General features: G+C 71.4%; 9 protein-coding genes and 1 pseudogene. 7 read left to right on the top strand and 3 right to left on the bottom strand.

Features of this window, described 5'->3' with window-relative positions:
* Positions 1-515 (top strand): annotated as a pseudogene (locus PKE44_RS08715) (hypothetical protein); the annotation flags it as partial.
* Between the two features lie 4 nt (positions 516-519).
* Here the strand turns inward: PKE44_RS08715 and rph are convergent.
* On the bottom strand, positions 520-1242 hold the full coding sequence (gene rph, locus PKE44_RS08710; protein ID WP_324550144.1) for a ribonuclease PH: 723 nt from the start codon (positions 1240-1242) through the stop codon (positions 520-522).
* 171 nt (positions 1243-1413) lie between these two features.
* Here rph and PKE44_RS08705 point away from each other — a divergent pair, with 171 nt between their 5' ends.
* The 4 genes from PKE44_RS08705 to spoT all read left to right on the top strand — a co-directional run bounded on the left by PKE44_RS08705 (position 1414) and on the right by spoT (position 5646).
* Positions 1414-2280: a YicC/YloC family endoribonuclease gene (locus PKE44_RS08705; RefSeq protein ID WP_324550142.1), complete on the top strand. Its 867-nt coding sequence runs from the start codon at positions 1414-1416 to the stop codon at positions 2278-2280.
* 43 nt (positions 2281-2323) lie between these two features.
* On the top strand, positions 2324-2941 hold the full coding sequence (gmk, locus tag PKE44_RS08700) for a guanylate kinase (RefSeq protein WP_324550140.1): 618 nt from the start codon (positions 2324-2326) through the stop codon (positions 2939-2941).
* Positions 2942-3084: 143 nt separating this feature from the next.
* Positions 3085-3420 carry a DNA-directed RNA polymerase subunit omega gene (rpoZ, locus tag PKE44_RS08695; protein WP_324550138.1) on the top strand — a complete coding sequence of 112 codons (336 nt, stop codon included), beginning with the start codon at positions 3085-3087 and terminating at the stop codon, positions 3418-3420.
* 132 nt (positions 3421-3552) lie between these two features.
* Positions 3553-5646: a bifunctional GTP diphosphokinase/guanosine-3',5'-bis pyrophosphate 3'-pyrophosphohydrolase gene (gene spoT / locus PKE44_RS08690; RefSeq protein ID WP_324550148.1), complete on the top strand. Its 2094-nt coding sequence runs from the start codon at positions 3553-3555 to the stop codon at positions 5644-5646.
* 14 nt (positions 5647-5660) lie between these two features.
* On the opposite strand, the gene PKE44_RS08685 is transcribed toward spoT, so the two are convergent.
* Together PKE44_RS08685 and dksA are read right to left on the bottom strand one after the other, a co-directional pair.
* Positions 5661-8465 carry an EAL domain-containing protein gene (locus PKE44_RS08685; RefSeq protein WP_324550136.1) on the bottom strand — a complete coding sequence of 935 codons (2805 nt, stop codon included), beginning with the start codon at positions 8463-8465 and terminating at the stop codon, positions 5661-5663.
* 331 nt (positions 8466-8796) lie between these two features.
* Positions 8797-9222 (bottom strand): RNA polymerase-binding protein DksA, encoded by a 426-nt coding sequence (gene dksA / locus PKE44_RS08680; RefSeq protein ID WP_324550134.1) that lies wholly within the window; start codon positions 9220-9222, stop codon positions 8797-8799.
* A gap of 204 nt (positions 9223-9426) precedes the next feature.
* Between dksA and PKE44_RS08675 the strand changes: the two genes are divergently transcribed.
* Positions 9427-10779, top strand: a complete 1353-nt coding sequence (locus PKE44_RS08675) for a 3-deoxy-7-phosphoheptulonate synthase class II (protein ID WP_324550146.1) — start codon at positions 9427-9429, stop codon at positions 10777-10779.
* 26 nt (positions 10780-10805) lie between these two features.
* A partial coding sequence (locus PKE44_RS08670; RefSeq protein WP_324550132.1) for a DUF2242 domain-containing protein occupies positions 10806-11463 on the top strand: 658 nt, incomplete at its 3' end.

Genomic DNA, 11463 nt, shown 5'->3' with positions numbered 1-11463 from the left:
AGCAGTTCGAGCGCGCGCTCGAACTGCTGGCCACGGTGGTCGGGCCGGTCGGTGGCCGGCTCGGCGCCGGCGCGGCGCGGCAGATGGAGCGTCTGAACGGCGCCCGCGATGCCGACGGCTGGCGGGCCGCCCTCGGCGAACTCGATGCCGCGCTGCCCCGGCTGGTCGGGCGGCGCGATCTCGAACGCGTGCGCACGGCCCTGGCCGGGCTGGGGGTCGTGCAGGTCGAGGCCGCCAGCGTGCCGGTCACGGGCCTGCCGGCCGCGCTCGATCAGGTGCGCCGGCGCACGCTGGCGCTGCTCGCCGAATCCGTCGGTCCGGTCGGCGGACGCATGAACGCTGCGGCGGCGCGGCGGATCGAGCGGCTCGAAGCGGTCACGACGCCCGAGGATCTGCACGCGGCGCTCTCCGAACTCGAATCGGCGCTGCCGCGGCTGGTCGCGCGTACCGAACTGGATCGCGTGCGCGTCACGCTCGGCCGCCTGCGCCGCACCGCGGAGCGCGCCGAAGGCTGAGGCCTCAGCGGCCGATGCCGAGCGCGGCGCGCTGGTGGCCGATCAGCTCGGCGATGCCGGCGCGCGCGAGCGCGAGCATCGCGTCGAGCTCCTCGGCCCGGAACGCATGACCTTCGGCCGTGCCCTGCACCTCGATGTAGGCGCCGGCATCGTTCATGACCACGTTCATGTCGGTTTCGGCCTCGGAATCCTCGGCGTAGTCGAGGTCGAGCACCGGCGTGCCGCGCCAGATGCCGACCGAGACGCTGGCGATCTGGCCGTGCAGCGGGTTCTTCTTCAGCGACCGGCGTTCGAGCAGCGTGCGCACGGCATCGGCGAGCGCGACGAAGCCGCCGGTGATCGCGGCCGTGCGCGTGCCGCCGTCGGCCTGGATCACGTCGCAGTCGATCGTGATCGTGCGCTCGCCGAGCGCGGCGAGATCGGCACAGGCGCGCAGGCTGCGGCCGATCAGGCGCTGGATCTCCTGCGTGCGCCCGCTCTGCGCGCCGCGCGCCGCCTCGCGCGGCGAGCGGGTGTGCGTGGCGCGCGGCAGCATGCCGTACTCGGCCGTGATCCAGCCCTGGCCCTTGCCCTTCAGGAACGGCGGCACGCGTTCCTCGACGCTGGCCGTGCAGATCACGCGCGTCTCGCCGAACTCGACGAGCACCGAGCCTTCGGCGTGGCGGGTGAACTGGCGGGTGAGACGGATCGGGCGGAGCTGCTCGGGCGCGCGGCCGCTGGGACGCATGGGGGGCACCTGTGGGGGACGGGCAGGCAAAAGGGCGCGAAGTATATCCGAAGCCCCGGGCACGGCGAGCCGCCGCGGTTTGCGCCCCGACTGCCCGGGGCTACCATGCACGGCCACCGTCGCCGCGCCCCCTGCGCCGCCCGCCCGCCGCTTCCCGAGGACTGTTCCCTGATGATCCGCAGCATGACCGCCTTCGCCCGGTGCGAACGCCACACCGAACCCGGTGCCATCGCCTGGGAGCTGCGCACGGTGAATCACCGCTATCTGGAGATCTCGCTGCGCATGCCCGAGACCCTGCGTGCGCTCGATCTGGCCGTGCGCGAGCGCGTGCAGGGCCGGCTGACGCGCGGCAAGGTCGACGCCAGCCTGCGCTTCCAGCCGGCCACCAGCAGCGCGCCGGAGCTGACGCTGAACCGCGCCTACGCCGAGCGCCTGCTCGGCATTGCCGGCGAGCTCGAAAACCTGATCGGTCCCGGCACCGGGCTTCGCCTCGCCGACGTGCTGCGCTGGCCGGGCGTGGTCACCGAGGCCGAGCAGGATCTCGAACCGCTGAAGCGCGGCGTGCTGGAGGTGCTCGACGCCGCGCTCGCCGAGCTGGTCGCGACCCGCGAGCGCGAGGGCGCGCGCACCGCCGAGATGATCCTCAGCCGCTGCGATGCGATCGCCGCCCAGGTCGCGTTCGTGCGCCAGCGCCGGCCCGAGGTGGTCGCGCGGCTGCGCGAGAAGCTCACCGGGCGCCTCGCCGACCTGCCGGCCGGTGCCGATCCGGGCCGGCTCGAACAGGAGATGGTCATCGTCGCGCAGCGCATGGATGTCGAGGAGGAACTCGACCGGCTCGATGCCCACCTCGCCGAGATCCGCGACGTGCTGCGCCGGCCCGAGCCGGTCGGCCGGCGGCTCGACTTCCTGATGCAGGAGCTCAACCGCGAGGCCAACACGCTGTCGTCGAAATCGCTCGATACCGAGACCACGCGCGCCGCCGTGGAGCTGAAGGTGCTGATCGAGCAGATGCGCGAGCAGATCCAGAACATCGAATGATCGAATGAGCGCAGGGCGGCAAGCCCCGCGCGGAGTCCCCGCGATGACCGCATCCGGCCAGCTCTACATCGTTTCGGCGCCCTCGGGCGCCGGCAAGACCAGCCTCGTGCGCGCGCTGCTGACGCAGGATGCGCAGGTCGAGGTCTCGGTGTCGCACACGACGCGCGCTCCGCGCCCCGGCGAGCGCGACGGCGAGCACTACCACTTCGTCAGCGACGATGCCTTCGCGCGGCTGGTCGCCGACGATGCCTTCCTCGAACACGCGCAGGTGTTCGACCGCCGCTACGGCACCGCCCGCACCGGTGTCGCGGCGCGGCTCGCGGCCGGGCGCGACGTGATCCTCGAGATCGACTGGCAGGGCGCGCGTCAGGTGCGGGCCGCGTTTCCGGAAGCGCAGTCGGTGTTCATCGTGCCGCCCTCGGTCGGGGAACTGCGCCGGCGCCTGAGCGGCCGCGGGCAGGACGCGGCCGAGGTCATCGAGCGGCGCATGCGCGATGCGCGCTCCGAACTCATGCACTGGGTCGAATTCGATTACCTGATCGTCAACGACGACTTCGGCCGGGCGCTGGCCGAGCTGCAGGCGCTGTTCACCGCCCGGCGCCTGCGCCGCAGCGTGCAGGCCGAGCGTCACGGCGCGCTGCTCGATGCGCTGCTCGACTGAAGGCCGGCACGCCGGGACGGCGGTTGTGGCAGCCGGGGGCGTCTGCGTACACTGACTCACTTTTGTCCGGGGTGCGCGTCGTGCGGGCCGTACGGTCGGCCGGCAGCGTCGTCACCCGTTGAATCTTCGAGGAAATCCCGAACATGGCACGCGTCACCGTTGAAGATTGTCTGGATCGCGTCGAGAACCGCTTCCAGCTCGTGCTGGTCGCCTCGCGCCGCGCGCGCCAGATCGCACTCGGCCAGATGCCGCTGGTGCCCGAGGAAAACGACAAGCCGACCGTCATCGCGCTGCGCGAGCTGGCCGCCGGCCTGATCGATCCGCAGGCGCTGATGCGCGAGCCGCAGGTGCTGCCGGAGCGCGAGCGCGAGCCGGTGCTGGCGGATTTCAGCTTCGATGAGCCGCTGGACATGGCCGGCGGCGAACCTTCGCCGGTCACGCCGCCGGCCCCCGGCCTCGATGGCGAGGCGAACGCGTGAGCGCGTGCGGCCTGAAGCTCCGCCCGCTGCGGCACGAGCGATCGCGTTGAGGCATCGGTGAGCGCGTCGAGCGCCGTGCTGCCCGGCAGCGACTGGTCCGAGGAGCTGAACTCCCGGATCGAGGAGCTGTGCATGGTGCTGGCCGGCTACCTCGACCCCGCACAGGTCGAGGCCGTGCGCTCGGCCTGCTGGTTCTCGGCCGAAGCGCACCAGGGGCAGTACCGCAAGAGCGGCGAGCCCTACGTGTTCCACCCGATCGCGGTCGCGCGCATCCTCGCCGAGGTGCATTTCGACCACGAGACCCTGATGGCGGCCGTGCTGCACGACGTCATCGAGGACACCAAGTTCGGCAAGGACCAGGTCACCGAGCGCTTCGGCCCCGAGGTCGCCGAACTGGTCGACGGCGTCACCAAGCTCACGCAGATCCAGTTCGGCTCGAAGCTGGAGGCGCAGGCCGAGAACTTCCGCAAGATGTTCCTCGCGATGGCGAAGGACATCCGCGTGATCATGGTCAAGCTCGGCGACCGCCTGCACAACATGCGCACGCTCGGCGCGATGCCGGCCGAGAAGCGCCGGCGCATCGCCCGCGAGACCCTGGAGATCTACGCCCCGATCGCCGGCCGCCTCGGCATGAACCACCTGCGGCTGGAACTCGAGAACCTCGGCTTCGCGTACCTGTATCCGACGCGCCACCGCGTGCTGTCCGAGGCGGTGCGCAAGCTGCGCGGCAACCGCCGCGAGATCATTTCCCAGATCGAGACGCGCGTGCGCAACCGCCTGCTCGAAGAGGGCATCAAGGCGCGCGTGGTCGGGCGCGAGAAGCATCTCTGGGGCATCTACAAGAAGATGCACGAGAAGCGCCTCGGCCTGAAGGAGGTCTACGACGTCTACGCCGTGCGCCTGATCGTCGACAGCGTCGATACCTGCTACCGCACGCTCGGCCTCGTGCACGGCCTGTACAAGCCGATCATGGGCCGCTTCAAGGACTACGTCGCGATCCCGAAGGCCAACGGCTACCAGTCGCTGCACACCGTGCTGTTCGGACCGCACGGCGTGCCGATCGAGGTGCAGATCCGCACGCAGGACATGCACGTGATGGCCGAGGCCGGTGTTGCCGCGCACTGGCTGTACAAGTCGCCGGGCGCGCAGGGCAACGCCGCGCACGCCAGGGCGCGCGAATGGCTGGCGCGGCTGCTCGACATGCAGCGCCGGGCCGGCAATTCGGTCGAGTTCCTCGAAAGCGTGAAGATGGATCTCTTCCCGGACGAGGTCTACGTGTTCACGCCGCGCGGCGAGATCATCGAGCTGCCCAAGGGCGCGACCGCGGTCGACTTCGCCTACGCGATCCACTCCGATGTCGGCAACACCTGCGTCGCCGCCAAGGTCGACCGCCGGCTGGTGCCGCTGCGCACGCCGCTCGCCAACGGCCAGACCGTCGAGGTCATCATCACGCCGACCGCGCGCCCGAATCCGGCCTGGCTCGGTTTCGTCGTCACCGCCAAGGCGCGCGCGAGCATCCGCCACTACCTGAAGAACCTGCAGCGTGACGAGGCCGTGCTGCTCGGCAAGCGCCTGCTCGAAAAGAGCCTGGTCGGCCAGGTCGGCAGCCTGGCCGACCTGCCGCAGGCGCGCGTGCAGGCGCTGACGAAGGAACTCGGCGTCGCGGGCTTCGACGAGATCCTCGCCGACATCGGCCTCGGCACGCGCATGGCGCCGCTGATCGCCAAGCGCCTGCTGCCCGGCGGCGAGTCGGCCGAGGACCGCCCGCGTGCCGGCCAGGGCGCGCCGCTGCTGATCAAGGGCACCGAGGGCACGGTGGTCAGCTTCGGCAAGTGCTGCCGGCCGCTGCCCGGGGACGCGATCATCGGCTACCTGACCGCCGGGCGCGGCGTGGTCGTGCATCGCGAGAACTGCCGCAACGTCGCCGACTACAAGAAGAATCCGGAAAAGTGGATCGAGATCGAGTGGGCCGAGTCGTTGCGCAGTGATTTCCCGGTCGACGTGCGCATCGATGTCTCCAGCAAGCGCGGCGTGTTCGCGAGCGTCGCCGCGGCGATCTCGGCGGCCGACGCCAACATCGAGACCATCTCGACCAGCGAGCGCGACGGCGTCACGGCGACCGTCAACCTGACGCTGAACGTGCGCGACCGCGTGCATCTTGCGCAGGTCATCAAGCGCCTGCGCGCGCTGCCGGAAGTGCTGAGGATCGCCCGGCGCGGCCAGTGAGCGGCGCGCGCCGCTCAGGAGGGCGGCAGTTTGTGTCCGCCGGCGAGCAGTCCGGAGAACGCCTCCGGCGTCAGGGGCGGAGCGAAGTGAAAGCCGAGGGCTCGCGTGCAGCCCAGCGCGCGCAGCGCGCGGGCCTGCGCTGCGGTCTCGACGCCCTTGGCGATCACCGGCAGGCCGAGGGCCTGACCAAGGCCGAGCAGGGCGGCCGCCAGCCCCGACTGCGCAGCCTCCGCATCGAGTCCGGCCACCAGCGCCCGCGTGATCTTCAGCACGTCGAAGTCACCTTCGCGCAGCCCCGCGAGCGGCAGCGTGCCCTGACCGAAGTCATCGAGCGCGAGTCCGGGGCCCAGTGCGCGCAGCGCGTGCAGCCGGCGCCGGGTCGCGGCGTCCTCGGCGAACAGGCCGCGTTCGGGCAGATCGAGCATCAGCGCCGCGGCCAGCGCCGGCTCGCCGGCGAGCACGCGCCGGCACAGGGGCTGCGCCTCGCCCTGACGCAGCAGCGCCGGCGACAGGTTGACGCTCAGGCGAAACCCGCGCGGCAGCCACGGCTGCCAGGCGCGGAGCAGTCCGAGGGCGCGCTGCAGCACGGCTTCGCTGAGCGCGGCGATCAGCCCGCATTCCTCGGCCACCGCAATGAAGCGCGCCGGGGGCACCGGCGCTTCGGTGTCAGCGTCGGGCCAGCGGGCGAGCAGTTCGGCGCCGGTGATGCGGCCATCGGCGAGATCGACCTCCGGCTGGATGGCGACCGCCAGCGCACCGCCATCGAGCAGGCGGCGCAGCGCCCCTTCGAGCCGGTTGCGCTCGTGCGCCTCGTGCTCCAGCGTCGGCGTGTAGAACGCGTACAGGTTGCGGCCGGCGGACTTGGCGCGGTACAGCGCGGCATCGGCATGCACCGTCAGCGTCGCGGCATCGGCGCCGTCCTGCGGATACAGCGCGACGCCGAAGCTGGCGCCGATCTGCACCGTGTGGCCGTCGATCGAGAAACTGCGCCGCAGCGCCGCGAGCAGCTTCGCGGCGACGGCCTCGGCGTCGTGGCGGCCGGCGATGTCCCACAGCAGCACCGAGAACTCGTCCCCGCCGAGCCGCGCGACGGTGTCGGAGGCGCGCACGGCGTTCGTGAGCCGCCGGCCGGCCGAGCGCAGCAGGCGGTCGCCGGCGGCGTGGCCCCAGGTATCGTTGACGCCCTTGAAGCCATCGAGATCGAGCGCGATCAGCGCGAAACCGAGCGATTCGCGCCGGCCGAGGCGCACCGCCTGCGCCAGCCGGTCGTTCAGCAGCTTGCGGTTCGGCAGCCCGGTCAGCGCATCGTGCAGCGCCAGGTGCTGCAGGCGATCGGCGCGCTGGCGCTGCTCGGTCACGTCCGAGGCCAGGGCCAGATAGCGCGTCGAACGGCCGTGCGGATCGGGCACGGCGCGGATCGTCAGCTGCTGGGCGTACAGGTCACCGTTCCGGCGCCGGTTCCAGAGCTCGCCGCGCCAGCGGCCGTCGCGGCGCAGCGTGCTCCACATCTCGGCATAAAAGCGTTCGTCCTGATGGCCGGAGCGCAGCAGCCGCGGCGTCTGCCCGAGCAGTTCGCCGGCGCCGTAGCCGGAGATCGTCTCGAAGGCCGGATTCACGTAGCGGATGCGCTGCTCGGCGTCGGTGACGAAGATGCCCTGATCGGCGTGATCGAACACCAGTTCGGCGACGCGCAGCCGCTCCTCGGTGGCGACGCGGTCGCTGATGTCGAGCAGGAAGCCGATCGCCCGCAGCGGCCGGCCGTCGAGGCCGCGCTGCACGCGAAAGTGCGTGCGCCACCACGCGAGGCTGCCGTCGGCGCGCTGCAGGCGGTATTCGAGCGTGCCGTCGCGCCCGGCCGCCAGCTGTTCGCTCAGGCTGCAGCGCACGTGCTCGCGGTCCTCGGCGTCGATGCGCGCGAGCCAGACCTGCGGGTCATACCACTCGGTGCTCGGATAGCCCGAGAGCTGCTCGATCTGCGGCGACACGTATGACAGCCGCCCGGACGGCAGCTCGACCTCCCAGAGCACGGCGGCCACGCCTTCGACGATCGAGCGCAGCCGTGCCTCGCTGTGCGCGAGCCGCGTGCGCGCCTCGTGCGGCTCATGCACGTCGTGCTCGGAGACCAGCACGGCCGCCGCCCCGGTGACCGGGTCGGTCGTGCGATGCGCCTTGACGCGATGCCAGCGCAGGCCGGCGGTGGTCAGGCGCGGGATTTCCCCGACCCAGCCGGCTTCGGGTTCGAGTGCGTCCAGCAGCGAGGCGGCGTCGAGCGGGTCGGCGCAGCGCGCGCGCAACTGCTCGCGGGCCGCATCGGTGATGCCGAAGCTGCGCTGCGCGGCCGGGTTCTGCATCAGCACGCGGCCTTCTGCGTCGTGCAGCGTGATCATCACCGGTGTGTGCGTGAGGGCCTCGATGCCGCGCAGCGCCAGCGGATCGGGCTGTTCGGGCACGACCGGCCGGGCCTCGTGCAGCGTCGTCAGCCGGCCGTCGGAGAGCACGATGCCGGTCAGGTTGACGATCAGGTGCACCGGGCGGCCCTTCGGATAGAAGGTCCACTGCTCGGCGCAGGTGCGCCCGTCGCGGATTTCGGCCAGCGCGCGGGCCAGGCGCTGGCGCGTCGTGTCGGTGAGATCGGAGAAGTCGCGCGCCTGCAGCTCGGCGAGATCGCGTGCCTCCCAGAGTTCGAGCGCCGCGGTATTGGCCCACAGGATGGTCGGCACCGTCAGGTCGAACACCCAGACCGGCGTCAGCATCCAGGCGAATGCATCGAGCGCGGCCAGCGTGTAATGGCCTTCGGCGGTGCGCAAGGCGGGGTTCACGGCGGGCGATCCGGGCAGGACGGGGACGACCGCACACGATAATCCGCTCGCAGCGGATGTGCACCGGGCACGGGCTTTCAGTGCGTCAGCAGCCGTTCGGCCGTCGCCGGACTGAGCAGCACGACGTGGACGCTGGAGGCGTAGGTCCGCCCGCCAGCGCGCAGGACGGCGATCTCGGCCGCATCGGCGACGGCATCGAGCCGGCGGAAGTCACGGCCTTCGACGAGGCCGGGCAGCGCGGCGCGAAACGCCCGGAACGCCGTGCCCTTGCCGGCGCCGTGGCGGGCGTCGAGTTCGCGCAGCGTCAGCCAGCCGTCCCCGGGTCCGGCGTTCAGTGCGGGTCGGCCTGCAGCGACTGGCGACGCTCGCGGCGCTCCTGCGCCTCGACCGTCAGCGTCGCGATCGGCCGGGCTTCGAGCCGGCCGAGACCGATCTCCTCGCCGGTCTCGTCGCAGTAGCCGTAGCTGCCGTCGGCGATGCGCTTCAGCGCCGATTCGATCTTGTTCAGCAGCTTGCGGTAGCGATCGCGCGTGCGCAGCTCGAAGCTGGTGTCGCTCTCGCGGCTGGCACGGTCGGCCTCGTCGGCGCCATCGGTCGGAGCCTCGCGCATCGCGTCGATCGTCGACTGCGCCTCGGCGAGCAGTTCCTCACGCCAGGCAAGCAGCTTGCGCCGGAAGTATTCGAGCTGGCGCTCGTTCATGTAGGGCTCGTCGGCGCTCGGACGATAATTGCCCGGCAGTTGCAGTTCGTTGGTCATTAGTTATGGGCTCCTGTGGGCTGGCGCAGGCGGGCCGGCAGGGCAGGCGCCAGAGACCGCATGATATGACCATCGCTTGCGGGATTGACAAGGATGGGCGAGGCTTGCCGGCTTGTTTGCAGCTCCGGCCCTGCCCGTGCCGGCCTGCGTACCGGCGAGACGACGTGGATGAGTGGCATGAATGGCGTGAGCAGCATGAGTAGCGTGAGCAGCCCGTGGACCCCTGACAGCTGGCGCCGGCATCCGGCGCAGCAGATGCCCGAATACGCCGATGCCGCCGCGCTCGCCGCCGCCGAGGCGCAGCTTGCGAAGTACCCGCCGCTGGTGTTCGCCGGCGAGGCGCGCACGCTGAAGAAGTCGCTCGCCGAGGTCGCCGAGGGGCGCGCCTTCGTGCTGCAGGGCGGTGACTGTGCCGAGAGCTTCGCCGAGTTCCACGCCTTCAACATCCGCGACACCTTCCGCGTGCTGCTGCAGATGGCCGTGGTGCTGACCTACGGCGCCGGCCTGCCGATCGTGAAGCTCGGGCGCATGGCCGGGCAGTTCGCGAAGCCGCGCAGTGCGCCTGTCGAGACGCGCGGCGACGTGACGCTGCCGAGCTACCGCGGCGACAACGTCAACGGCCTCGAATTCACGGCCGCAGCGCGCGCGCCGGACCCGCAGCGTCAGGTGCAGGCCTACTTCCAGTCGGCCGCGACCATGAACCTGCTGCGCGCCTTCGCGCAGGGCGGCTATGCCGACCTGCACCAGGTCAACCGCTGGACGGCGGACTTCATCGCCGCCAGTGCGCAGGGCGACCGCTACCGCGAGCTCGCCGATCACATCGGCCGCACGCTGAAGTTCATGGAGGCCTGCGGCCTGAACGGTGACAACACGCCGCAGATCCGCGAGACCGCGTTCTACACCTCGCACGAGGCCCTGCTGCTCGGCTACGAGCAGGCGCTGACCCGGCGCGACAGCCTGACCGGCGACTGGTACGACTGCTCGGCGCACCTGCTGTGGATCGGCGAGCGCACGCGCCAGCCCGATGGCGCGCACATCGAGTTCTGCCGCGGCATCGGCAACCCGGTCGGCGTCAAGGTCGGCCCGAAGACGAAGCCCGGCGACGTGCTGCGCCTCTGCGACCTGCTCAACCCCGCCAACGAGGCCGGCCGGCTGATGCTGATCGCGCGCATGGGCGCCGACACGGTCGGCGACGCGCTGCCGGCGCTGGTGCGCGCGGTGCAGGCGGAAGGGCGCAAGGTGGTCTGGTCCTGCGACCCGATGCACGGCAACACGATCACGTCGAGCACCGGCTACAAGACCCGGCCGTTCGAGCGCGTGCTCGCCGAGGTGCGCGGCTTCTTCGCCGTGCACCGCGCCGAGGGCACGCACGCCGGCGGCGTGCATTTCGAGATGACCGGGCAGAACGTCACCGAATGCACCGGTGGCGCCGAAGGCATCGACGACGAGGCGCTGGCCGCCTGCTATCTGACGCACTGCGATCCGCGCCTGAACGGCTCGCAGTCGCTGGAACTCGCATTCCTGATCGCCGAGATGCTGAAGGCCGAACGCGCGTGAGCGCGCCCGGAGCCGGTGAGGAGCCGATGTCGTCCGTACCCGCCGTATCCGCGCTGCTGCCGGCCGTCGCCGGCCGGCTTCTCTGCGCCGCCGTGCTCGCCGCCACCGCGGCCTGCAGCGGGCCCGGCAGCGGCCAGGCCGTCTACAAGAACGAACAGTTCGCGGCCTCGTCCGACTATTCGCACCGCTACGCGGCACCTCCGGTCGCGACCTGCGAGGCCGCGCGCCGCGCGCTGCTCAGCCAGGGTTACGTGATCGTCGATGCGAAGCCCGAAGCGATCGAGGCACGCAAGACCTTCCAGCCCGATCGCGAGAACCACACCGAGCTGAACTTCCGCATCACCTGCGCCGGCGACGGCGATGTCGACAGCGATGGCTTTGCCGATGCCGCGCTGCTGTTCGCGAACGCCGAGCAGACGCTGTACACGGTCAAGAAGACCAGCTCCTCGGCCAGCGTCGGCGTCGGCGTGGTCGGTTCGATCTCGCTGCCGATCGGCCAGAGTCAGGATTCGCTGATCAAGATCGGTGCCGAGACCGTGCCGGCCGGGCCGTTCTACCAGCGCTTCTTCGCGCTGGTGCAGCAGTATCTCGGCAGCAGCCGCCCGAAGCCGCGACCGGCGCCGGTGACGCCGCCGGTCGCACCACCTCCGCCGGCCGCGCCGGCCGCGCTTCCGCCGGTCCCGG

This window comes from Plasticicumulans sp. (assembly GCF_035331805.1).
Classification (GTDB): Bacteria; Pseudomonadota; Gammaproteobacteria; order Competibacterales; family Competibacteraceae; genus Plasticicumulans.
This window is presented reverse-complemented; position numbering and strand designations above follow the sequence as displayed.

Bases quoted from the DNA above. Each gene is read 5' to 3' on its own strand.
- gmk (WP_324550140.1), top strand. From the start codon at position 2,324: ATGACCGCATCCGGCCAGCTCTACATCGTTTCGGCGCCCTCGGGCGCC.
- rph (WP_324550144.1), bottom strand. From the start codon at position 1,242: ATGCGTCCCAGCGGCCGCGCGCCCGAGCAGCTCCGCCCGATCCGTCTC.
- rpoZ (WP_324550138.1), top strand. From the start codon at position 3,085: ATGGCACGCGTCACCGTTGAAGATTGTCTGGATCGCGTCGAGAACCGC.
- spoT (WP_324550148.1), top strand. From the start codon at position 3,553: ATGGTGCTGGCCGGCTACCTCGACCCCGCACAGGTCGAGGCCGTGCGC.
- dksA (WP_324550134.1), bottom strand. From the start codon at position 9,222: ATGACCAACGAACTGCAACTGCCGGGCAATTATCGTCCGAGCGCCGAC.
- PKE44_RS08705 (WP_324550142.1), top strand. From the start codon at position 1,414: ATGATCCGCAGCATGACCGCCTTCGCCCGGTGCGAACGCCACACCGAA.